We start from the raw sequence: 26,121 nt of genomic DNA on the forward strand, positions 1-26,121 counted from the left end.
GGTTATGAGCTTGCCGCTTTTCCCGTTGAACACCGTGCTGTTCCCCGGTTGCATCCTCGACTTGCAGATTTTCGAGGCGCGTTACCTCGACATGATCGGGCGCTGCATGAAAAAGGGCGAAGGCTTCGGCGTGGTGTGCATCCTCGATGGCGAGGAAGTCGGCATCGCCCCCGAAGGCTATGCGCGGGTTGGTTGTGAAGCGTGTATCACCGACTTCTCCCAGCAGGACAATGGTCTGCTGGGCATTCGCGTGCGAGGCGGGCGGCGCTTCATCGTGCATGGCAGCAGCGTCCAGGCGGATCAACTGACGGTTGCCGAGGTCGAGTGGCTGGAGGAAGAGCCGGAGCAACCGCTGCAAGATGAAGACGCCGACCTGGTGGCGCTGCTCAAGGCCTTGGCCGAGCACCCGATGGTCGAGGCCCTGAACATGGGCACCGAAGCCACCGGCCAGCAGTCCCTGGCCAATCAGCTGGCCTACCTGCTGCCGTTCAACGAACTGGACAAGATCGACCTGCTGCAGCTCGATGACCCCCAGCAGCGGCTGGATGCGATCCAGGCCTTGCTCGATGAGTTGCAGGGCGAACTCTTTGCCTGAAACACGCGCATTCACTGGAAGGATTCAGAACCCTTGTGGGAGCGAGCTTGCTCGCGATGGCGCCGGGTCAGCATGCTCGATGTCGACTGACGCACCGCAATCGCGAGCAGGCTCGCTCCCACAGTCGATCACATTCCTTCTGAAGAAATTCCGTCTCCTGTGGGAGCGAGCCTGCTCGCGATTGCCTAATAGGCATACCGCAACATCGCATGGGGCAAATGCCGCAGGGCGAAGAAGCTGAACACCGCCACCAGCGCCGGCAGGATCAGCCACCAGATTTTCGGCGGCATGGCCGGCAGCGGGGTCTGGCGCTGACTCAACCACAGGACGGCGGCGCAGACACAGGCGGCGAGCATCGCCCCGGCAACGACATCGCTCGGCCAGTGAGCCCCCAGATACACCCGCGACAGGGCAATGGCCAAGGCTGGCAGGCACGCCAGTAACAGCCAGGTCAGGCGCATGCGCGGTGGCTGGCCGCGACCGGCCAGGATGGCGAGGCTCAGGAACAGCGCGAATGCGCCTGAGGCATGGCCGCTGGGCATGCTGTAGCTGGTCAGTGGGTCGGTGAGGATTTCCGGGCGTACGCGGGCGAAGAAATGTTTGCTGCCGGTATTGGCCAGGGACGTGAGCAGCATCGTGCCGCCGGCGAAGATTGCCTGCCGCCATTGGCGCGTCAGCAGCAGTAACCCGGTCAGCAGGCTGCAGACAATCAGCATGTTGCGGAATTCGCCGATCAGTGTGAAGGTCACGGCGATTTCATCCAGCGTCGCGCTGCGATGCTCCTGGACCAGGGCCATCAGGCCCTGGTCGAACGCCGTCAGGTAGCGAAAGCCGATGAACAGGCCGATCAGGATCACCAGGCCCAGGCCTGCGATCAGCGCCGTGGCGTGGCGATGGCGACGCATGCTGCTGTTGACGCTCAGCCCGACCATCACCGCGATGCTGCCGATGACCACGCCGGCTTGTGGCCAGAAACCTTCGGGCAGTGGCAGGCGGAACGCCGCCCCGGTGGCCCAGCCCGGCAACAGATACGCTACGGTCCAGCCGGTCGCGGCCAGCACGCTGACGGCGGCGAAACGTGGGAATGGCATGTCGCACATCCCGGCCACCATCGGCAGCATCGGCCTGAGGGGGCCGATAAAACGGCCCACCAGCAGGCTGGCGATGCCGTAGCGCTGGAAATAGCTCTCCGCAGCGCTCATCCATTCAGGGTGATGCCGCAGCCCCGGCAGGCGCCGGATATTCTGGTGAAAATGCCGGCCGAGGAAGTACGACACCAGGTCCCCCAGCAAGCCACCGAGCAGGCCGAGTAGCAACGTCTCGCCCAAGGACAGCGCGCCGCTGCCGGCCAGCACGGCTATGGCAAACAACAGCACGGTCCCCGGCACGATCAACCCGGCAATGGCCAGGCACTCCACACAGGCGACGATGAACACCGCCACCGCCAGCCATTGCGGGTTGACGGTCAACCAGCCAGTGATGCTATCGAGCCATGGGCCCATAAATACAACTCCATTGAATAGTGAACGGCATGCATTTTTACTGTGGGAGCGAGCCTGCTCGCGATTGCGGTGTGTCAGTCAACATCTGATTCTACTGATCTGACGCCATCGCGAGCAGGCTCGCTCCCACATGGGGTTTTGTTGTGAGCACAAACCCGTGACCACCGAAAATCAACTGTGGGAGCGAGCCTGCTCGCGATTGCGGTGTGCCAGTCAACATTCATTCTGCTGACCTGACGCCATCGCGAGCAAGCTCGCCCCACATGGGGTTCTGTTGTGAACACAAAACCTGTGGTCACTGAAAATCAACAATGGGGCGGTGTTGTGTTCATGAAAGCAAAAAATAATCCCGCCCTTCGATCTGCCCGCGCCGCAACGGGTTGCGGGTGCACCAGGGCGCGTAGGCGGCGTCGACGAAGCGGTAGGGCAGGTGTTCGTCCCGGCCCTGGGGGATGCCCAGGCGGGTGGTCTGGATCGCGTTGACCGTTGGCACGCCGACGTCTTCCACCAGCAAACGCTCGGGATCGAAGCGTTTGGCGTCCCAGTCCGGCACCTTCAACCCCAACGCCTTGCACAGCAAAGTCTGACCGGCACAGAGTTTCTGCGGCGTGCGTGGCCGGCCCTGGGCGTCGGGGTTGTTCAGCAGCATCTGCGCCAGGCTCTCCGGGCCGGAGACGGTGTCGACCCATGGGTACGCCGATTTGATCAACACCGCGTTGCCGGGCCCCTGGGCACTGAAGTTCAGCGAATCGCCGCCCCGGGCGTAGTACATATAGATGTGGCCGCCATCCAGAAACAAAGCCTTACGTTTTTCTGTGTAGCCCAGCGAGGCGTGGCTGCCCTTTTCGGCGAAGTAGTACGCCTCGGTCTCGATGATCCGCGCACTGAGCCACAAGTCACCGACCTTGTGGCGAATGACTTTGCCCAGCAGGTCTTTGGCAAGCACCTGGGCATCGCGATCGAAAAAGGCGTGGGGCAGGGCGTCGGGCAATGGCAAATCGGTCATGGTGATAGACGAAGGGAGGCCAAAGGAAGCGCGATGATAGCAATGGAAAGCTTAATCACCGCTGAACACGCGCTTCAACAGGCTGTTTACGCCGGTTTTGCTCCTCCGCCGGTCACCACTGCGAGTCCACGCTGTTAGTCGAGGGTTACGACAGCTATAATCTGCCGCTTTCCTCTTTGCCAAGACCACACAGACCATGACTGAGTCCGTTCTTGACTACATGACCCGCCTGGGTCGCGCCGCTCGCGAAGCGTCGCGCATCATCGGCCGTGCCAGCACCGCGCAGAAAAACCGCGCCCTGCAGGCCGCCGCCAATGCGCTGGACGCTGCGCGCGCCGAGTTGTCCGCCGCCAACGAGCTGGACCTGGCCGCAGGTCGGGCCAATGGCCTGGAGCCGGCCATGCTTGAGCGCCTGGCGCTGACTCCGGCCCGCATCGACGGCATGATCGTCGGCCTGCGCCAGGTCGCGGCGTTGCCGGACCCGGTCGGGGCGATCCGCGACATGAGCTACCGGCCGTCGGGCATCCAGGTCGGCAAGATGCGCGTGCCCCTGGGCGTGGTCGGGATCATCTACGAGTCGCGGCCGAACGTGACCATCGACGCCGCGAGCCTGTGCCTGAAGTCGGGCAACGCGACCATCCTGCGTGGCGGCTCCGAGGCTATCCACTCCAACCGCGCCATCGCCGCCTGCATCCAGCGCGGCCTGGCCGAGGCCAATCTGCCGGCGGCCGTGGTGCAAGTGGTGGAAACCACCGACCGCGCCGCAGTCGGCGCGCTGATCACCATGCCCGAATTCGTCGATGTCATCGTGCCCCGTGGTGGCAAGGGCCTGATCGAACGGGTCAGCCGCGATGCCCGCGTGCCGGTGATCAAGCACCTGGACGGCATCTGCCACGTCTACGTCAGTGCCCACGCCGAATTGCCGAAGGCCCAACGCATCGCTTTCAACGCCAAGACCTACCGTTATGGTATCTGTGGCGCGATGGAAACCCTGCTGGTGGACCAGGCCGTTGCCCAGGCCTTCCTGCCGTCGATGGCCGCCCAGTTCCGCGAAAAAGGCGTCGAGTTGCGTGGTTGCGAGCGCACCCGGGCGATCATCGAAGCCGCTGTCGCCACCGAAGAAGATTGGAATACCGAATACCTGGCGCCGATCCTGTCGATCCGCGTGGTCGACGGGCTGGACGAGGCCATCGAGCACATCAATCGCCACGGCTCGCACCACACCGATTCCATCGTCAGTGAGCACCAGGGCGAAACCCGGCGGTTCGTGGCCGAAGTGGATTCGGCGTCGGTGATGATCAACACGCCGACCTGCTTCGCCGATGGCTTCGAATACGGATTGGGTGCCGAGATCGGCATTTCTACTGATAAGCTGCACGCCCGCGGCCCGGTCGGTCTGGAAGGCCTGACCTGCGAGAAGTACATCGTGGTCGGTGACGGCCAGTTGCGTGGACAGGAGCCGGCCTGACTTGGGCGACCTTGACCCGTCAGCCGCAGTGACGACGACAACTGCGCCCCGGCGCATCGGTATCCTGGGCGGCACGTTCGACCCGGTGCACATCGGCCATTTGCGCGGTGCGCTGGAGGTCGCCGATGCCCTGGCCCTCGATGAGCTACGCCTGACGCCCAGCGCCAGGCCGCCTCATCGGGACACGCCACAGGTGTCGGCGCAAGACCGCCTGGCGATGGTCGAGTGCGCGGTGGCCGGTGTGGCACCGTTGGTGGTGGACGCCCGCGAATTGCAGCGGGACAAACCGTCCTACACCATTGATACCCTGGAGCTGATGCGTGCCGAACTGGCCGCCGATGCCCAGGTTTTTCTGCTTCTGGGCTGGGACGCATTTTGCGGCCTGCCCACTTGGCATCGCTGGGAAGAGTTGCTCCAGCATTGCCACATCCTGGTGCTGCAACGCCCGGATGCCGACAGCGAGCCGCCGGATGCCTTGCGCAACCTGCTGGCGGCCCGCTCGGTGAGCGACCCGCTGGCCCTGAAAGGGCCGAGCGGACAGATTGCATTCGTCTGGCAGACGCCGCTCGCGGTATCCGCCACCCAGATCCGTCAACTGCTGGCCAGCGGTAAGTCGGTACGTTTCCTGGTGCCCGACGCGGTCCTGGCCTACATCGATGCGCACGGGCTGTACCGTGCGTCGAACTGAAAAAGGCGCGCTTCAAGGCACGTGAATGCGTGTAGCGAAGCGCCCGAACATACGAGCAAAACGAGTTTTATATGACTGACAAAGACGTAAACAAAGTAAAGCGCAAAGGCACGTTCAAAAGCGCCCCGCTGCCTGTAGAAGCCCATACCGGCGTGGCACTGGCCGGCGAAGAGCTGGTCAAGGTGGCCGTGGCGGCCCTGGAAGACGTCAAGGCCCAGGACATCCAGGTGATCGACGTTCGTGAAAAGCAGAGCATCACGGACTACATGATCATCGCCACCGGTACCTCCAACCGCCAGATCGGCGCGATGCTGGACAAGGTCCGCGAAGCGGTCAAGGCCAAGGGCGTCAAGCCGCTGGGTGAAGAAGGCAAGGGCGACAGCGACTGGGTGCTGCTGGATATGGACGACGTCATCGTGCACATGATGACCGCCTCGGCGCGCCAGTTCTACGACCTGGAGCGCCTGTGGGCCGGTGCCGAGCAGAGCCGTTCGGCCAGCGCCGCGCACCACAGCCCGGAAAATCCCCATGAGCACTTCACCAAGCTCAACAAAGACCAGCAATAAGGGACCGCTGTGCGACTGCGCCTGATCGCCGTCGGTTCTCGCATGCCCAAGTGGGTGGAAGAAGGCTGGCATGAATATGCCAAGCGTCTTCCGTCCGAGCTGGCCCTGGAACTGGTGGAAATTCCGCTCAACACCCGTGGCAAGAACGCCGACGTGGCGCGCTTCATCCGCCAGGAAGGCGAAGCCATGCTGGCCAAGGTCGGGCCGAACGAGCGCATCGTCACTCTCGAAGTCCACGGCAAGCCCTGGAGCACCGAGCAACTGGCGGTGGAGCTCGATCGCTGGCGGCTGGACTCGCGCACGGTCAATTTCATGGTCGGTGGCCCGGAAGGGCTGGCGCCGGAAGTCTGTGCCCGGGCCGATCAGCGTTGGTCGTTGTCGCCGTTGACGTTGCCACACCCGCTGGTGCGGATCCTGATCGGCGAACAGCTGTATCGTGCCTGGACAGTTCTGTCCGGGCACCCTTACCACAAGTAATCCTGCCCCATGCCTCAGCCGATCCGCATCAAGGACCACGAAAAAGACGCCCGCCTGGTGCGGGGCCGCGTCGTGTTCGGCGCTATTACCGTGGTGACGCTGATCGGCGTGCTGATTGCGCGGCTGTATTTCCTCCAGGTGATCCAGTACGAGTACCACTCGACCCTGTCGGAAAACAACCGGGTGCATGTGCAACCGATTCCGCCGACCCGCGGGCTGATCTTCGACCGCAACGGCGTGGTGGTGGCGGATAACCGGCCCAGCTTCAGCCTGAGCATGACCCGCGAGCGCTCCGGGGATTGGCAGCACGTACTCGACGTGATCGTCGAAGTGCTGCAACTGACCCCCGAAGACCGAGCGATCTTCGAGAAGCGCATGCGCCAGGGCCGACGGCCGTTCGAGCCGGTGCCGATCCTGTTCGAGCTGACCGAAGAGCAGATCGCCCTGATCGCCGTGAACCAGTTCCGCCTGCCCGGCGTCGAGGTGGTGGCGCAGCTGGTGCGGCACTATCCCCAGGGGCCGCACTTCGCCCACTCGGTCGGCTACATGGGGCGGATCAACGAGAAAGAGCTCAAGACGCTCGATCCGGTGAATTACAGCGGCACCCACCACATCGGCAAGACCGGTATCGAGCGCTTCTACGAGCCCGAGCTGCATGGCCAGGTGGGTTACGAGGAAGTCGAGACCAACGCCCGTGGCCGCGTCTTGCGGGTGCTCAAGCGTACCGATCCGATTCCCGGCAAGGACATCGTCCTGAGCCTGGACATCAAGCTGCAAGAGGCCGCCGAAGCGGCGCTGGGCGGGCGTCGTGGTGCCGTGGTGGCGCTGGACCCGAACACTGGCGAGGTGCTGGCGATGGTCAGCCAGCCGAGTTTCGATCCGAACCTGTTCGTCACTGGCATCAGCTTCAAGGCCTACGCCGAGTTGCGTGACTCCATCGACCGGCCGCTGTTCAACCGTGTGCTGCGCGGCCTCTATCCGCCGGGCTCGACCATCAAGCCGGCCGTGGCGATTGCCGGGCTGGACTCCGGCGTGGTGACCGCGTCGAGCCGAGTCTATGACCCCGGTTATTACATGCTGCCCAACTACGACCACAAGTACCGTAACTGGAACCGCACCGGCGACGGTTATGTGGACCTGGAAACGGCCATCATGCGTTCCAACGATACCTACTTCTATGACCTGGCCCACAAGCTGGGGATCGATCGGTTGTCGTCCTACCTGGGCAAGTTCGGCATCGGCCAGAAAGTCTCGCTGGACATGTTCGAAGAGTCCCCCGGCCTGATGCCGTCCCGGGAGTGGAAGCGCGCGACCCGGCGCCAGGCGTGGTTCCCCGGTGAAACCCTGATCCTGGGGATCGGCCAGGGCTACATGCAGGCCACACCGTTGCAACTGGCCCAGGCCACGGCCCTGGTGGCGAACAAGGGCAAGTGGTATCGCCCGCACCTGGCCAAGACCATCGAAGGCCAGAAACCAGTGGACCCGAACCCGATGCCGGACATCATCCTGCACAATCCCTCGGACTGGCAGAAGGTCAACAACGGTATGCAGCAGGTAATGCACGGTGCCCGGGGCACCGCCCGCAAGGCGGCCATCGGCGCGCAATACCGCATTGCCGGCAAGAGCGGTACGGCCCAGGTCGTCGCTATCAAGCAGGGCGAGAAGTACGACCGCTCCAAGGTCCAGGAACGCCACCGCGACCACGCCTTGTTCGTCGGCTTCGCACCGGCCGACAACCCGAAAATCGTCGTGTCGGTGATGGTCGAGAACGGTGAGTCGGGCTCCGGCGTCGCCGCGCCAGTGGTGCGCCAGATCATGGACGCCTGGTTGCTGGACGAGCACGGCCAGCTCAAGCCTGAATACGCAAGCCCCACCACTGCGGAGGCTACGGCCCGTGAAGAATAATTTCGACCGGATCCTCTCCAGCGAAGACGTGATGCGCCGGCGAGCCACGCTGTTGCAGCGCATGCACATCGATGGCCCGCTGTTGATCCTGCTGCTGACCCTGGCCGCCGGTAGCCTGTTCGTGCTGTATTCGGCCAGTGGCAAGAGCTGGGACTTGCTGGCCAAGCAAGCCACGTCGTTCGGCATCGGCCTGGTGTCGATGATCGTCATCGCCCAGCTCGAGCCGCGCTTCATGGCCCGTTGGGTGCCGCTGGCCTATGTGGTGGGCGTGAGCTTGCTGGTGGTGGTGGACGTGATGGGCCACAACGCCATGGGCGCCACGCGCTGGATCAACATCCCCGGGGTGATCCGCTTCCAGCCTTCGGAATTCCTCAAGATCATCATGCCGGCGACCATCGCCTGGTACCTGTCCAAGCGCACCTTGCCGCCGCAGCTCAAGCACGTGTGCATCAGCCTGTTGCTGATCGGCATCCCGTTCATCCTGATCGTGCGCCAGCCGGACCTCGGCACTTCGCTGTTGATCCTGGCCGGTGGCGCCTTCGTGCTGTTCATGGGCGGGCTGCGCTGGCGCTGGATCCTCAGCGTCATCGCCATCGCCGTGCCGGTGTCGGTGGCCATGTGGTACTTCGTGATGCACGACTACCAGAAGCAACGAATCCTGACCTTCCTCGACCCGGAGAGCGATCCGCTGGGCACTGGCTGGAACATCATCCAGTCCAAGGCCGCCATCGGCTCCGGCGGGGTGTTCGGCAAGGGCTGGCTGATGGGCACCCAGTCGCACCTGGACTTTTTGCCGGAAAGCCACACCGACTTCATCATCGCCGTGATGGGCGAGGAGTTCGGCCTGGTGGGCATCTGCGTGCTGCTGCTGATCTATCTGCTGCTGATCGGCCGCGGGCTGGTGATCACCGCCCAGGCCCAGACGTTGTTCGGCAAGTTGCTGGCGGGCAGCCTGACCATGACGTTTTTTGTTTATGTTTTCGTCAACATCGGTATGGTCAGTGGCCTGTTGCCGGTCGTGGGGGTGCCGTTGCCATTCATTAGCTACGGAGGAACTTCGCTGGTGACACTACTGTCAGCGTTTGGGGTTTTGATGTCGATTCATACGCATCGCAAGTGGATCGCACAGGTTTGAATAAGGTGAAGAGTTCAATGCAAGCAATGCGTGGCTGGTCGACGCGATATGCGCCGTGGATCGGCCTGGTCGGCTTCCTGGGCAGTGCATCGCATGCCTTGGCGGGCGAATACGAAGGTTCGCCGCAGGTGGCCGAATTCGTCGGTGAGATGACCCGCGACTACGGTTTTGCCGGCGAGCAACTGATGGGGGTGTTTCGCGAGGCCGAACGCAAGCAGTCGATCCTCGACGCCATCTCCCGACCTGCCGAGCGGGTCAAGCAGTGGAGCGAGTACCGGCCGATGTTCATCACCGAGGCGCGTATCGCCCGGGGCGTGGACTTCTGGCGCCAGCACGAGGCCGCGCTGGCCCGGGCCGAGCAGGAATACGGCGTACCGGCCCAGGTCATCGTGTCTATTATTGGCGTGGAGACCTTCTTTGGCCGCAATACCGGGAATTTCCGGGTGATCGACGCGCTGTCGACCCTGGGTTTCGATTACCCGCCGCGTGCCGAGTTCTTCCGCAAGGAGCTGCGCGAATTCCTGTTGCTGGCCCGCGAAGAGCAGGTCGATCCGTTGACCCTCAAGGGCTCCTATGCCGGGGCCATGGGCCTGCCGCAATTCATGCCCAGCAGTTTCCGCGCCTATGCGGTGGACTTTGACGGCGATGGCCACATCAATATCTGGACCAACCCGACCGACGCCATCGGCAGTGTCGCCAGCTATTTCAAGCGCCACGGCTGGGAAGCCGGCCAGCCGGTGGTCAGCCGTGCCGACGTGCGTGGCGAGCAGGTGGACGAGGGCCTGACCGAGGGCATCGAGCCGACGAAAACCGTCGGGGAGTTGCGGGCGCTGGGCTGGTCGAGTCATGATGCGCTGCGTGACGACATGCCGGTCACCGCGATGCGCCTGGAAGGCGAACAAGGCCCCGAATACTGGATGGGCCTGAAGAATTTCTACGCGATTACGCGTTATAACCGCAGCGTGATGTACGCCATGGCTGTATATCAACTGTCTGAAGAGCTGGTCAAAGCACGGGGCGTCAAATAATGCGGGCAATGCCTACCTATCAACCCCTGAAAGCCAAGCCCCTCAAGCTCGTGGCATTGGCTGCGCTGTCGTTGTTGGTCGTCAGTTGTTCGACCAGCCGCGCGCCGACCCAGAAAAACACCACTGCCGTGCGGGCGATGCCGGGCCTGGACATCAACCGGGCCCACAAGGACGGCGCGCCGTGGTGGGACGTGGACGTCTCGCGCATTCCCGACGCCACGCCGACCCTGCACACCGGCCCGTACAAGGCCAACCCGTACACGGTACTGGGCAAGACCTATTTCCCGATGGCCGACTCCAAGCGCTACGTGGCTTCGGGCACGGCGTCCTGGTACGGCACCAAGTTCCACGGCCAGAACACCGCCAACGGCGAAGTGTATGACCTGTATGGTATGAGCGCGGCCCACAAGACCTTGCCGCTGCCCAGCTATGTGCGGGTGACCAACCTGGACAACAACAAGAGCGTGATCCTGCGGGTCAATGACCGCGGGCCGTTCTATTCCGACCGTATCATCGACCTGTCGTATGCGGCGGCGAAAAAACTCGGTTACGCTGAAATCGGCACCGCCCGGGTCAAGGTCGAAGGCATCGACCCGCAGGAATGGTGGGCCCAACGTGGCCGTCCGGCGCCTTTGATGCTCAACGAGCCGAAAGTGGCGCAAAATGCCGCGCCGACCGTGACGGCGTCCACCGGCACGGTCGAGCAGTGGACACCGCCGCCGCAGCAACACGCCGCGGCCGTGCTGCCGGTACAGATCGATGCAAAAAAAAACGCTTCTGCACCAGCGTCTGGCCAGTTTCTGCAAGTGGGCGCGTTCGCCAACCCGGACGCTGCCGAACTGCTCCGGTCGAAGCTGAGTTCGATGGTGAGCGCCCCGGTGTTCATCAGCTCGATCGTGCGCAACCAGCAGACACTGCATCGGGTGCGCCTGGGGCCGATCGGTTCTCCGGGTGAAGTCCAGCAAGTGCAGAACAGTGTGCGCCTGGCCAATCTCGGTTCGCCGAGCCTGGTCACCGCCGAGTAATTGATTGAGGCCCGCTTGCGGTTGGAGCGGGTCAGGTTGTTGGCTCCATGAATAATAAAAGCCCGGCAAGGGTGTGAGTGAGCAACTTAAATACGCGGCAACCCGTTAGAAGGTTGCCTGTTTTAGTTTTGCCTTCGGGCAAGTCCCATTAGCGATTTCGAGAGACGGATGAACATCACCACCTTTGCCAAACGCCTTTGCCTGCTAGTCCCGCTGCTTCTCTCACCCGCCGCGTTCGCGGTCGAGATGATGCCGGCCCCGCCTCAATTGGCCGCCAAATCCTTCGTGCTCATGGATGCCAGCAGCGGCGAGGTGCTGGTAGAGAACAACGGTGACCAGCGCCTGCCACCGGCCAGCCTGACCAAGCTGATGACCGCCTACATCGCCACCCTGGAAATCCGTCGTGGCCAGATCGGTGAAAACGATCCGGTGACCGTCAGCGAAAACGCCTGGCGCACCGGCGGTTCGCGGATGTTCATCAAGGTTGGTTCGCAAGTGACCGTCAGCGACCTGCTGCACGGCATCATCATCCAGTCCGGCAACGACGCCAGCGTCGCCCTGGCCGAGCACATCGCCGGCAGCGAAGATGCGTTCGCCGACATGATGAACAAAACCGTGGCCGATCTGGGCATGACCAACAGCCACTTCATGAACCCCACCGGCCTGCCGAACCCCGAGCATTATTCCTCGGCTCACGACATGGCGCTGTTGGCTCGGGCGATCATCCATGAAGACCCGGCGCACTACGCCATCTACTCCCAGAAGGAATTCTTCTGGAACGGCATCAAGCAGCCTAACCGCAACCTGCTGCTGTGGCGCGACAAGACCGTCGATGGCCTGAAGACCGGCCACACCGACGAAGCCGGCTACTGCATGGTGTCTTCGGCGGTGCGTGATGGCATGCGCCTGATCGCCGTCGTCTTCGGCACCAGCAGCGAAGTGGCCCGCGCCGCCGAGACCCAGAAGCTGTTGACCTACGGCTTCCGCTTCTTCGAAACCCAGACCTTCTACCAGAAGGGCACCGAACTGGCCCAGGCCCAGGTCTGGAAAGGCTCGAGCAACCAGGTCAAGGCCGGCCTGGCCCAGGACCTGACCATGACCCTGCCAAAGGGCCAGCTCAAGAAGCTCGCTGCCAGCATGACCATGAACCCGCAACTGACCGCTCCTATCGCCAAGGGCGACGTGATCGGTAAAGTCGAAGTCAAACTGGATGACAAAGTGGTGCACAGCGCTGACCTGATCGCTCTGGACGCGGTCGAGGAAGGTGGTATCTTCCGCCGCATCTGGGATAGCATCCGTCTATTCTTCTACGGCTTGTTCAACTGATCGAGTGTTGACCTGCATGGCCCCGTTTCCATCCGGAGCGGGGCCATGTGCGTTACCACGGCTTACGAGGCCGTTACGCCATGACAGACTCTGAAGTAAAGGCGCCAAAAATCGAATTCCCTTGCGCGGATTATCCGATCAAGGTGATTGGCGATACCGGTGTGGGTTTCAAGGACCGGATCATCGCGATCCTTGAAAAACATGCCACCGTTGATCACAAGACCCTGGCCGAACGCCAGAGTACCAACGGCAAGTACACGACGATCCAGTTGCACATCATTGCCACCGGCCAGGAACAGCTCTACGACATCAACAGCGAGCTGCGAGCGACCGGTTTCGTGCACATGGTGTTGTGATGCCGGGCACGCTGGGCTTTCGCGAGCTGGGCACGATGGCCTACGAGCCGGTCTGGCATGCCATGCAACGCTTTACCAACGAACGCGGCAACACCGCCGCCGACGAAGTCTGGCTGGTGGAACACCCACCGGTGTTCACCCAGGGCCAGGCCGGCAAGGCCGAGCACTTGTTGCTGCCGGGGGATATCCCGGTGGTGAAGGTCGACCGCGGCGGGCAGGTGACCTACCATGGCCCTGGCCAATTGGTTGCCTACTTGTTGCTGGACGTGCGCAAGCTGGGGTTTGGCGTGCGCGAGCTGGTCACGCGCATGGAGACATGCCTGATCGAGCTGCTGGCCAGCTACGGTGTAGCGGCGGCGGCCAAGCCGGATGCGCCGGGTGTCTACGTCGACGGGGCGAAAATCGCCTCCCTGGGCCTGCGGATCCGCCACGGTTGTTCGTTTCACGGCCTGGCGTTGAACGTGGACATGGATCTGGCGCCGTTTCGACGGATTAATCCCTGTGGCTACGCGGGGCTGGCGATGACCCAGCTTCGCGATCACACAGGATCGATTGAATTTGCCGAGGTAAGTGCCCGGCTGCGCGCGCAGCTCGTCAAACACCTCGACTATGCTGAGCAGACGACCCTTACGGGCGGAATCGACTGATATGACTACTGATGCTGTGCAAACCATTATCCCGACGCAGGACGTCACCGAGCGTCCGGCCCCGCGTGCCAAGGTAGAGGCCGGCGTCAAGCTGCGCGGCGCCGAAAAGGTTGCACGCATCCCGGTCAAGATCATCCCGACCACCGAGTTGCCGAAGAAGCCCGACTGGATTCGCGTACGCATCCCGGTGTCCCCGGAAGTCGACCGGATCAAGGCCCTGCTGCGCAAGCACAAGCTGCACAGCGTCTGCGAAGAAGCCTCCTGCCCGAACCTGGGCGAATGCTTCTCCGGCGGCACCGCCACGTTCATGATCATGGGCGACATCTGCACCCGTCGCTGCCCGTTCTGCGACGTCGGCCACGGCCGTCCGAAACCCTTGGACGTGAATGAGCCGGAAAGCCTGGCCATCGCCATCGCCGACCTGAAGCTCAAGTATGTGGTCATCACCTCGGTAGACCGCGACGACCTGCGTGACGGCGGTGCCCAGCATTTCGCCGATTGCATCCGCGAGATCCGCAAGCTGTCGCCGAACGTCCAGCTGGAAACCCTGGTGCCCGATTACCGTGGCCGCATGGACATCGCCCTGGAAATCACCGCCGCCGAGCCGCCGGATGTGTTCAACCACAACCTGGAGACCGTGCCGCGCCTGTACAAGGCTGCGCGTCCGGGTTCGGATTATCAGTGGTCGCTGACTTTGCTGCAGCGCTTCAAGCAGATGATGCCGCACATTCCGACCAAGTCCGGCTTGATGCTGGGCCTGGGTGAGACTGACGAGGAAGTCATCGAGGTCATGAAGCGCATGCGTGAGCATGACATCGATATGCTGACCTTGGGGCAGTACTTGCAGCCTTCGCGTAGTCACTTGCCGGTGCAGCGTTTTGTGCATCCAGATACCTTTGCCTGGTTTGCCGAGGAAGGGTACAAGATGGGGTTCAAGAACGTTGCTTCTGGGCCGTTGGTGCGGTCTTCGTATCATGCGGATGAGCAGGCGAAACTGGTTAAGGCTGAGTTGCTGGGGTCCTGATTTAAGGTTGGGATTTTTTGGGTTGATGGGGTGGTGTGTATATCCGTTGCTGCGGTAACGGCCACTTATGGTTCCGCTCTTACAGCGGGTCACTTTTGAAAAGCGCAAAAGTAACCAAAACGCTCTTGCCCCACCACTCGGTACCTCGCTAGGGCTCGGCATGCCTTCACTCCGGCATTGGTTCGTGGGCCGCCGCGAAGGGCCATCCATGGCCCAGCGCGGCTAACCCGGCATCCATGCCGGGTTGCCCACGAACCAATGCCTGCGTTCAGCCATCGTGGTTAACGGGGCGCCCGAGATCAACGTCCTCCGCGAGGCGGCCTGATAGCCGACCTGGTTCTGGTGGGACCGCATTTCTTCTGTGGGAGCGGGCTTGCTCGCGAAAGCGGTGGGTCAATTTGCGGTGATGTTGAATGTGCTGACGCCTTCGCGAGCAAGCCCGCTCCCACAGGTTTTTGCACCTGGCCAGATATTGTGAGCGCCGCCAAGCCATGTGGGAGCGAGCCTGCTCGCGATAGCGGTGGTTCAGCTACAAAGATGCTGGATGTATCCCGATCTAGCTTTGCTTTGCTTTGCTTTGCTTTGCTTTGCTTTGCTTTGCTTTGCTTTGCTTTGGATCTTGATCTTGATCTTGATCTTGATCTTGATCTTGAGGCCCCGTTAAACCACGCTGGCCGAACGCAGGCATTGCGCAGTGGGCATCCCGGCATGGATGCCGGGATAGCCGCGCTGGGCCATGGATGGCCCTTCGCGGCGGCCCACGGAGCAATGCCGGAGTGAGGGCATGCCGAGCCTAGGCGAGGCACCGAGTGGTGGGGCAAAGCGTTTTTGGTTACTTTTGGCGCTTTTCCAAAAGTGACCCGCTGTAAGAGCGGAACCATAAGTGGCCGTTACCGCAGAAACGGATATACACACGATCAAAAAAGCCGGGAACCCCATGGCCCACACCTTAACCCCCCATCACCCCGTCCCAGCCCTCCCGCCAGAAGGTCTGATCGCCGTAATCGCCCCCGCCGGCCCCGCCCCCCTGGACACGGACAAAGCCATCCAATGGATGCGCGCAAGGGGCCATGAACTGCGAATATTCCCAGGCGTCTACGAAAAGGACAACTACCTGGCCGGCAGCGACGAAGTACGTCTCAACGACCTGCACGCCGCCTTCGCCGACCCAGAAGTCAAAGCCATCATCTGCCTGCGCGGCGGCTACGGCACGCCCCGCCTGCTGGACCGCATCGACTTCGACCTCCTGCGACGCAACCCCAAGCCATTCATCGGCTACAGCGACATCACCGCCCTACACCTGGCCATCAGTCGTTACGCAGGCTTCGTCACCTTCCACGGACCTTTGCTCAACGCCGATCTGCTGGGCGACAAGGAACCTCCAACCGTCACCTCGTTTTTCAGCCTGCTGCGTGGACAGTTGAAGGCCGGTGGCACGCTGGACCATCCCGCCGCATATCCATTGACCACCGTCGAGCCGGGCGTTGCCCACGGGCGTCTGCTGGGGGGCAACCTGTCGATGATCGCCGCGACCATGGGCACGCCCTATCAAATCGATGCCGACGGGGTGATCCTGTTCATCGAAGACGTCAACGAGCCGCTGTATCGCATCGACCGGTTGCTGACCCAGCTACGCTTGGCCGGCACGTTGCACAAGCTACGCGGTGTGTTGGTGGGGGACGTGGCCGGGGTCGACGTCGAGGCGTTGAACCGCTTGCTCAAGCAGACCTTCGAACCGTTGCGCATTCCGGTGTTGTCGGGTTGGCGCAGTGGGCATTGCGATCCGAACCTGACCTTGCCCATGGGGGCGTTGGTGACGTTGGATGCGGGGGAGAAGAGGTTGGTGTTGGAGCAGGATGTGGTGGTCAGTCGCTAGTCATGTAGCGCCTGCGAATCAGTCATCGCGAGCAGGCTCGCTCCTACAGGTTGACCGCGAACACCTGTGGGAGCGAGCCTGCTCGCGATGGCGGTCGCCGCCATAAGCTGATTCAGCGGCTACGCAACGCCTCCAGCAACTGGTGCGTCGGATACCCATCCGCCGGCCAGCCGAACGACTGCTGGGCGCTGCGGATGGCCTTGCGGGTGTTGGCGCCGATGATGCCATCGGGGTTGCCCGCGTCGTAGTTGTGCTTGCCCAGCAGGGTCTGCAGTTCGATGCGTTCGCTGCGGCTCAGGGGCAGGTCTTCTTTTGGCCACTGGCCATAGACCAGCCCTGCACCATTGAAGCGCTGTGACAACAAGCCAACCGCCAGGGCGTAGGACGATGAGTTGTTGTACTTGAGAATGGCGCGGAAGTTATCGAAGATCAGGAACGCCGGGCCACGATGACCGGCCGGCAGCAGCAGGGCCGCCGATAGCTGTGCTTGATCGGGGGTTATCGGCAGGCCGCCAAATTCTGAAACGCCCAGCCGCATCCATTCGGAGACAGGCTTGCGGATCGTGCCATCGGCCAGCGTGTAGTCGAAGCCTTCATTGAGCGAGACCTCGAAGCCCCACGGTTGACCACGTTGCCAGCCGGAGCTTTGCAGGTAATGGGCGGTCGAGGCCAGGGCATCGGTGGAGCTGCCCCAGATGTCGCGACGACCGTCACCATCGAAGTCCACCGCATGGGTGTTGTACGTGGTGGGAATGAACTGGGTCTGGCCCATGGCGCCGGCCCACGAACCGAGCATTTTTTCTGGTGTGATGTCGCCCTGTTGCAGGATTTGCAGGGCCGCGATCAGTTGCGCATGGGCAAAGCCCGGGCGCCGTCCTTCGTAGGCGAGGGTCGCCAGGGAGTTGATCACCGACTTGGTGCCCTGGAACTGGCCGAAGTTGCTTTCCATGCCCCACACCGCCACCAGCGCCTCGCGATCGACGCCATAACGCTGCTCGATGCTTTGCAGGACCTGGGCGTTCTGCTGAATCAGGCTCTTGCCCTTGTTGACTCGCAGTGGCGACAACGCGCCATCGAGGTATTCCCACACCGGGCGGGTGAACTCCGGCTGACTGCGGTCGGCCTTGATCACGCTCATGTCCGGGCTGACGCCGATAAACGCACGGTCGAACAGATCTCCACGGATCCCGGCGGCCAGGGCTTCCTTGCGAAACCCGGCCTGCCATTCAGCGAAGGTCTGGGTGGGCGCAATGGTCAGGTCTTCACCGTTCGGCACCACGGGCGGCACGATGGCCGGAGCGGTCACGGCAGGGGCGGTCTGGAGTGGTTGGGCGTCGGCGGCGGTAGGTTTTTCGGCGCAGGCGACAAGCAGGGCGACACTTGCGGCAACGATCATTTGGCGCAGTGGCCAACGACGAGAAAGACAAAAGGGCATGCACGGGTCCAAAAATACAAATCAGGTGCTGACCTTATCATGCGAAAGGGCTGTAGGGCTTGTCCGGTTGTTTCAAGCTGCCAGAAAGCAAGAAGCCTCCCAGTTGTCAGACTGGAAGGCTTCGCGGCGGTAGCTGCCCTTGCCCTTGGCGGGTCGTTCCTGGCGGCTGCGGAACAGGGGTTGGGCGACGATGGACTTGGCCTTGTTGGGGCCATGCCTGGATGGCTTTTTGCTCATGATGGGATCTCTCGTGGGGTGGTTTTTGCGGGGCAAATCATGGGACAGAGTTGGGAGGTTGTCCAGTCCCTGGGTTGTGCAAGCAGTGTCATCAGACGGACACGCAACTTGTGGTGGAAGATGACCTGTGGCGAGGGGATTTATCCCCGCTGGGGCGCGAAGCGCCCTCATTACAAACTGCCTGACACTCCACGGCGCCTAGTTTTGGGGTCGCTTCGCAACCCAGCGGGGATAAATCCCTTCGCCACAGGTGTGCAGTGTGCTTCTGCTGAGTGACTACTCAGCGGGCAAAGGGAGTCGCTGCCCGGCCATCAACAGCGACAACCGACTCAGGCTCATCCACGGCGAGCCCGCGGCCTGGCCCTTGATCTGCGCATCGATGCGCTGGGCCTCGAGCAGCAATTGCGCCCAGCGCGGTGCGGAATAGCGTTGCAGGGCCTTGCTCATCAGCGGTTTGCGTTTGTCCCAGACGGGCGGGCGGGCCTGACTGAAGGCTTTGTCCAGCGGTACACCCTGGCTGTATTGCAGGGACAGATTGGCCAGCAGGCGCAACTCCCGGGCCAGGGCCCAGAGGATCACCGGCGGCTCGACGCCTTCGCCGCGCAGGCCTTCGAGCATGCGCAATGCATGGGCGGCTTCGCCGTTGAGGATCGCATCGGTCAGCCCGAAGACATCGAAGCGCGCGCTGTCGGCCACGGCGGCCTGCACCGTTTCCACGGTGATCTGCCCGCCTTCGGCCATCAGCTTGAGCTTTTCGATTTCCTGGGCGGCGGCCAGCAGGTTGCCTTCGACCCGGGCGGCAATCAGCTCTACCGCGTCCTGGCTGGCCGAGAGGCCGGCCTGGGACAGGCGCTGGCGGATCCAGCTGGGCAACTGGCTGACATCCACCGGCCAGATCTGCACGAACTGGGTCTGCGGGCCTTCGACCAGGGCCTTGCCCCATTTGGTCTTCTGCGCGCTGCCGTCGAGTTTCGGCAAGCTGATCAGCAACACTGTGTCTTCGGCGGGGCGAGAGCAGTATTCGATCAGCGCGGCGGCACCCTTGTCACCGGGTTTGCCGGAGGGCAGACGCAGTTCCAGCAGGCGTTTTTCGGCGAACAACGACATGCTCGCCCCGGCTTGCAGCAGCGTGCCCCAGTCGAAACTGGCGTCGGCGGCGAATACCTGGCGTTCATCGAAACCTTGCTGGCGTGCCGCAGAGCGGATGGCGTCGGCGGCTTCCTGGCACAGCAGTGGGTCATCGCCACTGATGATGTAGACCGGCGCGAGGACGCCTTGCAGGTGTTTGCCGAGTTGAGCGGGAGCGAGCTTCATAAGGGCGGGCGAGCGGGGCGCCGGAGCGCCCCGCAAGGCTTATTCAGCCGGGATCTGCATCGGCGACTGTTGCGGGGTTTCCGCTTCAGCCTTGCGTGCCGCTTCCAGCGCATCGGCTTCGGCCTTGGCACGGGCGTCGGCGGTCTGTTGCAGTTGCTCCAACTGGGCCGGGCTCAGTTGTTGCAGACGCAGCATCATGCGCTGTACGAGTTCACGACGCATTTCGCCGCGCACTTCGATGGACTCCTGGTCAGAGCCGGTGATGTTGTTGCCGTCGTGCAGGTAGACCTTTTGCACCTGGAGCTTGTCGTCCAGCAGCGACAGGTCGTTGTGGCCGCGGATCTCATAGTTCAGCACGTTGGTCAGTTCGTACTCGGCCGAACGACCGGCGCCGGCATAGCTCAGGCTGCGCTGGCTTTGTTGTTCACCGGTCAGCACCAGCTTGTACGGTGCACCGCTGTAGACCTTGACGCCGCTGTTCTCCAGGGTCTGGCGCAGCATTTTCACGGTTTCGCCATAGGCGTCCCGTGCGCTGAGGTCCAGTTCCTTGACCGCCAGCTCGGTGGTGCCGGTGCCGCGCAGTTGGAAGCCGCAGGCGCTCAACAGGACCGCCAGGCCCACTACCAGCAGATTACGTTTGATCATCTTGTTGCTCCCCTTGAACCCTATGGGGGTCGACCATGCGACCCCGCAGGTTGTATTCGGCGCCAGGCTCAAGCCTGCGCCCGATCCAATTAGCTTGCGACGATGTTGACCAGCTTGCCGGGCACGACGATCACTTTGCGAATCGTCAGGCCATCGACGAAGCGCAGTACGTTTTCATTGGCCCGCGCAGCGGCTTCGACTTCTTCGCGCGTGGCAGCGGCTGGCATTTCGATCTGGCCGCGCAGCTTGCCGTTGACCTGGATGACCAGGGTCAGGCTGTCCTGGACCAGCGCGGTTTCGTCCACCACCGGCCAGCCGGCGTCGATCACCGGGTCGGCGTGACCCAGGCGATTCCACAGCTCGTGGCTGATGTGCGGCGTGATCGGTGCCAGCAGCAAGGTCACGGCCTCCAGGCCTTCGTGAACCAGTGCGCGATCCTGTTCGGTGCCTTGCGCGGCTTTTTCCAGCACGTTCATCAGCGTCATCACCTGGGCGATGGCGGTGTTGAATTTGTGGTTCTGGCCGACGTCATGGCTGGCCTGCTTGATGGCCAGGTGAATCGAGCGACGAATGGCTTTCTGTTCGTCGTTCAGGCGGCTGATGTCCAGTTTGCCCGGCAGGCCCTGAGTGACGTGGGCCTGCGCCAGGCGCCAGACGCGCTTGAGGAAGCGGTGCGAGCCCTCGACGCCCGAGTCGGACCACTCTGCGCTCATGTCAGGTGGCGAGGCGAACATCATGAACAGGCGGCAGGTGTCGGCACCGAACTGGTCGATCATCGACTGTGGATCAACGCCGTTGTTCTTCGACTTGGCCATTTTCTCGGTGCCGCCGATTTCCACCGGCAGGCCATCGGCAATCAGCTTGGCGCTGATCACTTTGGCTTTGCTGTCGCGTTCGAGTTCGACGTCGCTCGGGTTGAACCAGGTGTAGGCACCGTTGGCTTCGCGACGATAGTAGGTCTCGGCGATCACCATGCCTTGGGTCAGCAGGTTCTTGAACGGTTCGTTGGAACTCACCAGGCCTTCGTCACGCATCAGCTTGTGGAAGAAGCGCGCGTAGAGCAGGTGGAGAATGGCGTGCTCGATGCCGCCAATATATTGATCCACCGGCAACCAGTGGTCAGCCGCGGATTTTTCCACCAGGCCACCTTCAAAGTGCGGCGAGGCATAGCGGGCGTAGTACCACGAGGACTCGACGAAGGTGTCCATGGTGTCGGTTTCACGCTTGGCCGGGGCGCCACATTTCGGGCAGCTGCACTCATAGAACTCAGGCATGCGTGCCAGGGGCGAACCGGCGCCGTCGGGTACGACGTCTTCGGGCAGGACCACGGGCAGTTGATCTTCCGGCACCGGTACGTCGCCGCAGGTGTCGCAATGCACGATCGGAATCGGGCAGCCCCAGTAGCGCTGGCGGCTGATGCCCCAGTCCCGCAGGCGGAACTGGGTGCGCGAAGCGCCGAGGTTCTTCTTGATCAGGGCCACTTCGATGGCATCGAACGCGCCGGGGAAATCCAGGCCGTCGAATTCGCCGGAGTTGATCAGCTCGCCGTGTTCGCCGTAGGCGTCCTGCCAAGGGGCTGGGGTCTGGTCACCGGCGCTGGTGCGCACGACGGTTTTGACCGGCAGGTTGTATTTGTGGGCGAATTCGAAATCGCGTTCGTCGTGGGCCGGCACGGCCATGACCGCACCGTCGCCGTAGTGCATCAGCACGTAGTTGGCGACCCACACCGGGAGTTTCTCGCCGGTGAGCGGGTGCTCGACGAACAGCGAGGTCGGCAGGCCTTTCTTTTCCTGGGTGGCGACGTCGGCTTCGGCGACGCTACCGCCCTTGCATTCGGCGATGAACGCTTGCAGTTCGGGGTTGTTGCGGGCGGCCAGGGTCGCCAGCGGATGCTCGGCGGCCACGGCCACATAAGTGGCACCCATCAGCGTGTCCGGACGGGTGGTGAAGACTTTCAGGGCGCCGGCTTCGCCAATGGAGGCGACGTCGTAGGGGAACTGCACTTCCATGCCCCGGGACTTGCCGATCCAGTTGCGCTGCATGGTCTTGACCTGTTCAGGCCAGCCAGTCAGTTCGTCGAGGCTCTCCAGGAGTTCATCCGCGTAGGCGGTGATCTTGAAGTAGTACATCGGGATTTCGCGCTTTTCGATCAGCGCGCCGGAACGCCAGCCGCGACCGTCGATCACTTGCTCGTTGGCCAGTACGGTCTGGTCCACCGGGTCCCAGTTCACAGTGCCGTTCTTGCGGTAGATCACGCCTTTTTCGAACAGGCGGGTGAACAGCCATTGTTCCCAGCGGTAGTACTCGGGCTTGCAGGTGGTGACCTCGCGGGACCAGTCCACCGCCAGGCCCAGGCTACGCAGTTGGGTCTTCATGTAGGCGATGTTTTCGTAGGTCCACTTGGCGGGGGCCACGTTGTTCTTCATCGCGGCGTTTTCCGCCGGCATGCCGAAGGCATCCCAACCCATGGGTTGCAGGACGTTCTTGCCTTGCATGCGCTGGTAGCGGGAGATCACGTCGCCGATGGTGTAGTTGCGCACGTGCCCCATGTGTAGCTTGCCGCTGGGGTAAGGGAACATCGACAGGCAGTAGTAAGTCTCCTTGCCTGGCTGTTCACTGACTTCAAAGGACTTTTGCTCGTCCCAGAACGACTGGGCGGCGGCTTCGATTTCACGGGGCTGGTAGTGTTCGTGCATGGCTACTTTTGTACTGAATGGGGTGGCCCAATCCTCTTCGTTGCCATGCTGGACGCAGACGACGCCGAATGCGGCGTTTTCGATGCCCAGCCAAGCTGGAAGTGGAGTTACAGGAAGCGCCGTAGCATACATGACCGCGCTCTGCCGAGGGAAACCCTGATTGCTGGTCAACCGTTGCCAAACCATTGCCAATCATCGGCGATGACCGGTGTTCAGGGCCGTTGGTCGCGGCGCCCTGCCGGTTTGCCCAGCGAAGCTAAGCTTCTCAATGGGGAGTGAGTCTTATCTTCAATGAGGTGAGGGATGGTTGAATCACAACGAAAAGTCGCTACACCTGAGTTATATGAAAAACTGATCGATCGTCTCGGGGTGGCCCTGGACGCTGCAAGAACCGCCGGTCGCTTGCGTGATGAGCGCCCGGCAGAGCTGGAACTGCGTGGCTTGAGCCCCGCAGAGTTCGAACTGGTCAAGGCTTACCTCGAACAGGCCGGACATCAAGTTCCCACCAGTGGGGCCCAGGTACTCAAGCGTCTCGATGCGCCCCGTTCGGCCAAGGTTGTATGGCTCAAGGACCGGACGCCTGACAAGGATGCTGTAAAGGTCCGGTCGCTGCAGTTCAAGTAAAGCCGGATTCACGCGTGTCGCTCTTTTTGATTCAAGGTTTTTTCGAATCTGTTGTCGCTTTGCGTCAACCCACCTAGGCTTCGGGCATCTATGGAGATGCCCGATGCCGTTTCGCTATTTCATCAAACAACTTTTGTTGCCGCCCGGCATTCTTTTGCTGCTGTTGGCGCTTGCCTGGTGGTGGCGCAACTCTCGGCCGCGGCTGGCCCGCTTGTGCTTTTTCGTTGGGTTGGGTGGTTTCTGGCTGATGAGCCTGCCGGTGGTGGTGCAGTGGAGCGCCAAGGCGTTGGAGCGTGAACCGCCGCTATTGCTCAGTGATTGGGCGACCCTGGCCCAACGTGCCGACGCCATTGTGGTGCTCGGTTCGGGCCGTGAGCGCGGTGACCTGGCCTGGGGCGCCGACCAACCCACCGGCGTCGGCTTGGAGCGCCAGCGTTATGCCGCGCGCCTGGCCAAGGCTTCAGGCTTGCCGGTGCTGACATCCGGCGGCTTGCACTATGGCTCCCCGCCCAGCGAGGCCCAGCTGATGGCCGACTCGATGCAGGAGGATTTCGGCGTCAACGTGCGCTGGCAGGAGGGGCGTAGCCGTACGACCTGGGAAAACGCCCGGATGAGCGCCGAGATCCTGCTGCCGCAAGGCATCAAGCGGGTCGTGGTGGTGTCCCAGGCCTGGCACATGCCACGGGTGGTCTGGAGTTTTCAGCGGTCGGGGTTTGACGTGGTGCCGGCGCCGGTGGGATTCCTGGGGCAGGACAATGCCCGGCCGTTGGGCGGCTGGATGCCGGAGTTCAAGGCGATCTGGCAATCCGGGCAGTTGATGAACGAGGCGGTGGGGCTGGTGGGGTATTGGTTGTTTTACCGCTGAGGGCGGCGGTTGTGGCGAGGGGATTTATCCCCGCTGGGGCGCTAAGCGCGCCCATTCAAACTGTCTGGCACACCGCTGTCTCAGGCTTTTAGGGCTGCTTCGCAGCCCAGCGGGGATAAATCCCCTCGCCACAAGTTATCGAAAACCTTAAACGGTCTTGGCCATCCGTCCCGCCATCAACGCCCAGCCCAGCAGCAACACGCACAGGATGATCAACGGCCACGAACGCCATTGCAGGTACGGCGTCAGGTCGTGCATCGGCACCACTTCGCCATACAGGATGCCACGCTCGAATTGCGGGATTTGTGCGGTGATCTGACCGAAAGGGTTGATCAGGCCGGTCACGCCGTTGTTGGTGGCGCGAATCATCCAGCGGCCGGCTTCCAAGGCGCGCATCTGCGCCATTTGCAGATGCTGCAACGGGCCGATCGAGGTACCGAACCAGGTGTCGTTGCTGATGGTCAGCAGCAAGTCGCTGCGTGCCGAGAGGCTGGCGGCAAATTCCGGGTAGACCACCTCATAGCAGATGAACGGTGCGATCTGGTAACCCTTGGCCTGCAGCAATGGCTGGTCGGCCGGGCCCCGGGCGAAATCCGACATGGGCAGGTCGAAGAACGCGATCAGGCCGCGCAGGATGTCCTGCAGCGGTACGTATTCGCCGAACGGCACGAGTTTCTGCTTCAGGTAGGTGCCATCGCCTTCGCCGGTCACGGTGATGCCGTTGAAATAGCGCTTCTCGTGGCGCACCAGTTGGCGAATCGGTACGCCGGTGATCAACGCCGACTGCCGTTCGGCGGCGAAGCTGCCCATCATGTCCAGGTAGCCCTGGGCGGAGTCCTTGAGCACCGGCACCGCGGTTTCCGGCCAGATCAGCAGGTCGACGCGCTTGGAGGCGAAGCTCATGTCGCGGTACAGCGCCAGTTGCGCGTTGAGCTGCTCGGGGTCCCACTTCATGCTTTGTTCGATGTTGCCCTGGATCGCCGCGACGCTCAGCGGATCGCCCGAAGGGCTGGTCCAGGCATGCCCCTTGAGAGCCATGCCGGCCACCCATGGGCCGATCAGCAGCACTACGCCTGCTGCGATAAAACCTTTGCGCCGGCTGCGGATCAATCGGGGCGCGTTGTAAAGCAGCGCGGCGGTCAGGGCCAGGGTGAAGGAGATCAGCCACATCCCGCCCAGCGGCGCGAGGCCGGACAGCGGGCCGTCGAGTTGGCTGTAGCCGGAATAGAGCCACGGGAATCCGGTGAGGAACCAGCCACGGAAGGCTTCCTGGCCCAACCACAGCGCGGCGAACGCCAAGGCATCGGCCAGCGGCGCCTCGTTGCGACGCAGCCAGCGCGCCCAGAGCCAGGCGGGTAGGGCGAAGAACCAGGCGATGGCGGCGATGAACAGCAGCATCAGCAGCCCGGCGAGCAGCACCGAGGCGCCGCCGAAGTTATGGATGCTGACGTAGATCCAACTGGTGCCGGCGCCGAACAGGCCAAAACCGAAACACCAGCCCCGGCCCAGGGCCTGGCGCGGCGACAACTCGCGCAGCCCGGCATAGAACAAACCGACCGCCAGCAATGCCAGCGGCCAGATATTGAACGGCGCCAGGGCCAGGGTGGTGATCGCGCCGGCCGCCATGGCCAGCAGGTTACCGGGCCAGCCGGGGCGGGTTATCCAGCGCATTTTTGTCCTT

The 26,121-nt window shown here is 62.6% G+C and carries 25 protein-coding genes; 16 read left to right on the top strand and 9 right to left on the bottom strand.

From position 1 onward, the window contains the following. The first annotated feature begins 4 nt into the window (after positions 1 to 4). Entirely contained in the window at positions 5 to 595 is a 591-nt protein-coding gene (locus AC30D9_RS26485; RefSeq protein ID WP_109756295.1) for an LON peptidase substrate-binding domain-containing protein, read from the top strand. Positions 596 to 780: 185 nt separating this feature from the next. Here the strand turns inward: AC30D9_RS26485 and AC30D9_RS26490 are convergent, their stop codons facing one another. Next, the gene (locus tag AC30D9_RS26490) at positions 781 to 2,097 is read right to left on the bottom strand and encodes a bifunctional DedA family/phosphatase PAP2 family protein (RefSeq protein WP_490145178.1); all 1,317 of its coding nucleotides are present in this window, start codon (positions 2,095 to 2,097) and stop codon (positions 781 to 783) included. 328 nt (positions 2,098 to 2,425) lie between these two features. Next, positions 2,426 to 3,103: a DNA-3-methyladenine glycosylase gene (locus AC30D9_RS26495; protein ID WP_490145179.1), complete on the bottom strand. Its 678-nt coding sequence runs from the start codon at positions 3,101 to 3,103 to the stop codon at positions 2,426 to 2,428. A gap of 196 nt (positions 3,104 to 3,299) precedes the next feature. Here AC30D9_RS26495 and AC30D9_RS26500 point away from each other — a divergent pair, with 196 nt between their 5' ends. The 12 genes from AC30D9_RS26500 to lipA all read left to right on the top strand — a co-directional run bounded on the left by AC30D9_RS26500 (position 3,300) and on the right by lipA (position 14,748). Then, positions 3,300 to 4,571, top strand: coding sequence for a glutamate-5-semialdehyde dehydrogenase (locus AC30D9_RS26500; RefSeq protein WP_490145180.1), 1,272 nt, complete (start codon positions 3,300 to 3,302; stop codon positions 4,569 to 4,571). A gap of 1 nt (position 4,572) precedes the next feature. Further along, on the top strand, positions 4,573 to 5,259 hold the full coding sequence (gene nadD / locus AC30D9_RS26505) for a nicotinate-nucleotide adenylyltransferase (RefSeq protein WP_063324226.1): 687 nt from the start codon (positions 4,573 to 4,575) through the stop codon (positions 5,257 to 5,259). A gap of 71 nt (positions 5,260 to 5,330) precedes the next feature. Continuing rightward, positions 5,331 to 5,825, top strand: a complete 495-nt coding sequence (gene rsfS / locus AC30D9_RS26510) for a ribosome silencing factor (RefSeq protein WP_109756290.1) — start codon at positions 5,331 to 5,333, stop codon at positions 5,823 to 5,825. Between the two features lie 9 nt (positions 5,826 to 5,834). After that, a complete protein-coding gene (gene rlmH / locus AC30D9_RS26515) occupies positions 5,835 to 6,302 on the top strand; it encodes a 23S rRNA (pseudouridine(1915)-N(3))-methyltransferase RlmH (RefSeq protein WP_003185785.1) in 468 nt (155 codons plus the stop codon). A gap of 9 nt (positions 6,303 to 6,311) precedes the next feature. Continuing rightward, entirely contained in the window at positions 6,312 to 8,207 is a 1,896-nt protein-coding gene (gene mrdA / locus AC30D9_RS26520) for a penicillin-binding protein 2 (RefSeq protein WP_134925966.1), read from the top strand. A gap of 31 nt (positions 8,208 to 8,238) precedes the next feature. After that, positions 8,239 to 9,342 (top strand): rod shape-determining protein RodA, encoded by a 1,104-nt coding sequence (gene rodA, locus AC30D9_RS26525; protein ID WP_167659400.1) that lies wholly within the window; start codon positions 8,239 to 8,241, stop codon positions 9,340 to 9,342. 17 nt (positions 9,343 to 9,359) lie between these two features. After that, positions 9,360 to 10,370, top strand: a complete 1,011-nt coding sequence (gene mltB / locus AC30D9_RS26530) for a lytic murein transglycosylase B (protein WP_134925964.1) — start codon at positions 9,360 to 9,362, stop codon at positions 10,368 to 10,370. After that, positions 10,370 to 11,395, top strand: a complete 1,026-nt coding sequence (locus tag AC30D9_RS26535; protein ID WP_134925963.1) for a septal ring lytic transglycosylase RlpA family protein — start codon at positions 10,370 to 10,372, stop codon at positions 11,393 to 11,395. The genes mltB and AC30D9_RS26535 overlap by 1 nt, the downstream gene beginning before the upstream one ends. A gap of 168 nt (positions 11,396 to 11,563) precedes the next feature. Beyond that, entirely contained in the window at positions 11,564 to 12,721 is a 1,158-nt protein-coding gene (locus tag AC30D9_RS26540) for a D-alanyl-D-alanine carboxypeptidase family protein (RefSeq protein ID WP_060740482.1), read from the top strand. An 80-nt stretch (positions 12,722 to 12,801) separates the two neighbouring features. Beyond that, positions 12,802 to 13,077 (top strand): DUF493 domain-containing protein, encoded by a 276-nt coding sequence (locus tag AC30D9_RS26545; RefSeq protein WP_003185772.1) that lies wholly within the window; start codon positions 12,802 to 12,804, stop codon positions 13,075 to 13,077. Continuing rightward, positions 13,077 to 13,724 carry a lipoyl(octanoyl) transferase LipB gene (gene lipB, locus AC30D9_RS26550; protein ID WP_490145181.1) on the top strand — a complete coding sequence of 216 codons (648 nt, stop codon included), beginning with the start codon at positions 13,077 to 13,079 and terminating at the stop codon, positions 13,722 to 13,724. Before AC30D9_RS26545 ends, lipB begins: the two co-directional genes overlap by 1 nt. A 1-nt stretch (position 13,725) precedes the next feature. After that, on the top strand, positions 13,726 to 14,748 hold the full coding sequence (lipA, locus tag AC30D9_RS26555) for a lipoyl synthase (protein WP_109756285.1): 1,023 nt from the start codon (positions 13,726 to 13,728) through the stop codon (positions 14,746 to 14,748). Positions 14,749 to 15,408: 660 nt separating this feature from the next. Here the strand turns inward: lipA and AC30D9_RS26560 are convergent. Continuing rightward, positions 15,409 to 15,534 (bottom strand): hypothetical protein, encoded by a 126-nt coding sequence (locus AC30D9_RS26560; RefSeq protein WP_256211728.1) that lies wholly within the window; start codon positions 15,532 to 15,534, stop codon positions 15,409 to 15,411. Between the two features lie 151 nt (positions 15,535 to 15,685). On the opposite strand from AC30D9_RS26560, the gene AC30D9_RS26565 reads away from it, so the two are divergent. Next, positions 15,686 to 16,624, top strand: coding sequence for a S66 peptidase family protein (locus AC30D9_RS26565; protein WP_490145182.1), 939 nt, complete (start codon positions 15,686 to 15,688; stop codon positions 16,622 to 16,624). A gap of 112 nt (positions 16,625 to 16,736) precedes the next feature. On the opposite strand, the gene AC30D9_RS26570 is transcribed toward AC30D9_RS26565, so the two are convergent. From AC30D9_RS26570 to leuS, 5 genes are all read right to left on the bottom strand, one after another. Further along, positions 16,737 to 18,059: a lytic murein transglycosylase gene (locus AC30D9_RS26570; RefSeq protein WP_490145183.1), complete on the bottom strand. Its 1,323-nt coding sequence runs from the start codon at positions 18,057 to 18,059 to the stop codon at positions 16,737 to 16,739. Positions 18,060 to 18,131: 72 nt separating this feature from the next. Continuing rightward, positions 18,132 to 18,296 carry an alternative ribosome rescue factor ArfA gene (arfA, locus tag AC30D9_RS26575; protein WP_030140368.1) on the bottom strand — a complete coding sequence of 55 codons (165 nt, stop codon included), beginning with the start codon at positions 18,294 to 18,296 and terminating at the stop codon, positions 18,132 to 18,134. 276 nt (positions 18,297 to 18,572) lie between these two features. Then, positions 18,573 to 19,610 carry a DNA polymerase III subunit delta gene (gene holA, locus AC30D9_RS26580; protein WP_307575186.1) on the bottom strand — a complete coding sequence of 346 codons (1,038 nt, stop codon included), beginning with the start codon at positions 19,608 to 19,610 and terminating at the stop codon, positions 18,573 to 18,575. Between the two features lie 39 nt (positions 19,611 to 19,649). Further along, positions 19,650 to 20,255, bottom strand: a complete 606-nt coding sequence (locus AC30D9_RS26585) for an LPS-assembly lipoprotein LptE (protein WP_134925960.1) — start codon at positions 20,253 to 20,255, stop codon at positions 19,650 to 19,652. A gap of 89 nt (positions 20,256 to 20,344) precedes the next feature. Next, entirely contained in the window at positions 20,345 to 22,951 is a 2,607-nt protein-coding gene (gene leuS / locus AC30D9_RS26590) for a leucine--tRNA ligase (protein WP_490145184.1), read from the bottom strand. 303 nt (positions 22,952 to 23,254) lie between these two features. Here leuS and AC30D9_RS26595 point away from each other — a divergent pair, with 303 nt between their 5' ends. After that, positions 23,255 to 23,575, top strand: a complete 321-nt coding sequence (locus tag AC30D9_RS26595) for a hypothetical protein (RefSeq protein WP_134925958.1) — start codon at positions 23,255 to 23,257, stop codon at positions 23,573 to 23,575. A 103-nt stretch (positions 23,576 to 23,678) separates the two neighbouring features. Further along, positions 23,679 to 24,440 carry a YdcF family protein gene (locus AC30D9_RS26600; RefSeq protein ID WP_134925957.1) on the top strand — a complete coding sequence of 254 codons (762 nt, stop codon included), beginning with the start codon at positions 23,679 to 23,681 and terminating at the stop codon, positions 24,438 to 24,440. Between the two features lie 147 nt (positions 24,441 to 24,587). Here the strand turns inward: AC30D9_RS26600 and lnt are convergent, their stop codons facing one another. Continuing rightward, on the bottom strand, positions 24,588 to 26,111 hold the full coding sequence (gene lnt / locus AC30D9_RS26605; protein WP_307575180.1) for an apolipoprotein N-acyltransferase: 1,524 nt from the start codon (positions 26,109 to 26,111) through the stop codon (positions 24,588 to 24,590). Positions 26,112 to 26,121 lie beyond the last annotated feature (10 nt).

This window comes from Pseudomonas sp. DF11, assembly GCF_058148565.1.

Coding starts and splice junctions, on each gene's coding strand:
- AC30D9_RS26485 (WP_109756295.1), top strand. CDS start 5: ATGAGCTTGCCGCTTTTCCCGTTGAACACCGTGCTGTTCCCCGGTTGC.
- AC30D9_RS26490 (WP_490145178.1), bottom strand. CDS start 2,097: ATGGGCCCATGGCTCGATAGCATCACTGGCTGGTTGACCGTCAACCCG.
- AC30D9_RS26495 (WP_490145179.1), bottom strand. CDS start 3,103: ATGACCGATTTGCCATTGCCCGACGCCCTGCCCCACGCCTTTTTCGAT.
- AC30D9_RS26500 (WP_490145180.1), top strand. CDS start 3,300: ATGACTGAGTCCGTTCTTGACTACATGACCCGCCTGGGTCGCGCCGCT.
- rsfS (WP_109756290.1), top strand. CDS start 5,331: ATGACTGACAAAGACGTAAACAAAGTAAAGCGCAAAGGCACGTTCAAA.
- mrdA (WP_134925966.1), top strand. CDS start 6,312: ATGCCTCAGCCGATCCGCATCAAGGACCACGAAAAAGACGCCCGCCTG.
- rodA (WP_167659400.1), top strand. CDS start 8,239: ATGCGCCGGCGAGCCACGCTGTTGCAGCGCATGCACATCGATGGCCCG.
- mltB (WP_134925964.1), top strand. CDS start 9,360: ATGCAAGCAATGCGTGGCTGGTCGACGCGATATGCGCCGTGGATCGGC.
- AC30D9_RS26535 (WP_134925963.1), top strand. CDS start 10,370: ATGCGGGCAATGCCTACCTATCAACCCCTGAAAGCCAAGCCCCTCAAG.
- AC30D9_RS26540 (WP_060740482.1), top strand. CDS start 11,564: ATGAACATCACCACCTTTGCCAAACGCCTTTGCCTGCTAGTCCCGCTG.
- AC30D9_RS26545 (WP_003185772.1), top strand. CDS start 12,802: ATGACAGACTCTGAAGTAAAGGCGCCAAAAATCGAATTCCCTTGCGCG.
- lipB (WP_490145181.1), top strand. CDS start 13,077: ATGCCGGGCACGCTGGGCTTTCGCGAGCTGGGCACGATGGCCTACGAG.
- lipA (WP_109756285.1), top strand. CDS start 13,726: ATGACTACTGATGCTGTGCAAACCATTATCCCGACGCAGGACGTCACC.
- AC30D9_RS26560 (WP_256211728.1), bottom strand. CDS start 15,534: ATGCCCTCACTCCGGCATTGCTCCGTGGGCCGCCGCGAAGGGCCATCC.
- AC30D9_RS26565 (WP_490145182.1), top strand. CDS start 15,686: ATGGCCCACACCTTAACCCCCCATCACCCCGTCCCAGCCCTCCCGCCA.
- AC30D9_RS26570 (WP_490145183.1), bottom strand. CDS start 18,059: ATGCCCTTTTGTCTTTCTCGTCGTTGGCCACTGCGCCAAATGATCGTT.
- arfA (WP_030140368.1), bottom strand. CDS start 18,296: ATGAGCAAAAAGCCATCCAGGCATGGCCCCAACAAGGCCAAGTCCATC.
- holA (WP_307575186.1), bottom strand. CDS start 19,610: ATGAAGCTCGCTCCCGCTCAACTCGGCAAACACCTGCAAGGCGTCCTC.
- AC30D9_RS26585 (WP_134925960.1), bottom strand. CDS start 20,255: ATGATCAAACGTAATCTGCTGGTAGTGGGCCTGGCGGTCCTGTTGAGC.
- leuS (WP_490145184.1), bottom strand. CDS start 22,951: ATGCACGAACACTACCAGCCCCGTGAAATCGAAGCCGCCGCCCAGTCG.
- AC30D9_RS26595 (WP_134925958.1), top strand. CDS start 23,255: ATGGTTGAATCACAACGAAAAGTCGCTACACCTGAGTTATATGAAAAA.
- AC30D9_RS26600 (WP_134925957.1), top strand. CDS start 23,679: ATGCCGTTTCGCTATTTCATCAAACAACTTTTGTTGCCGCCCGGCATT.
- lnt (WP_307575180.1), bottom strand. CDS start 26,111: ATGCGCTGGATAACCCGCCCCGGCTGGCCCGGTAACCTGCTGGCCATG.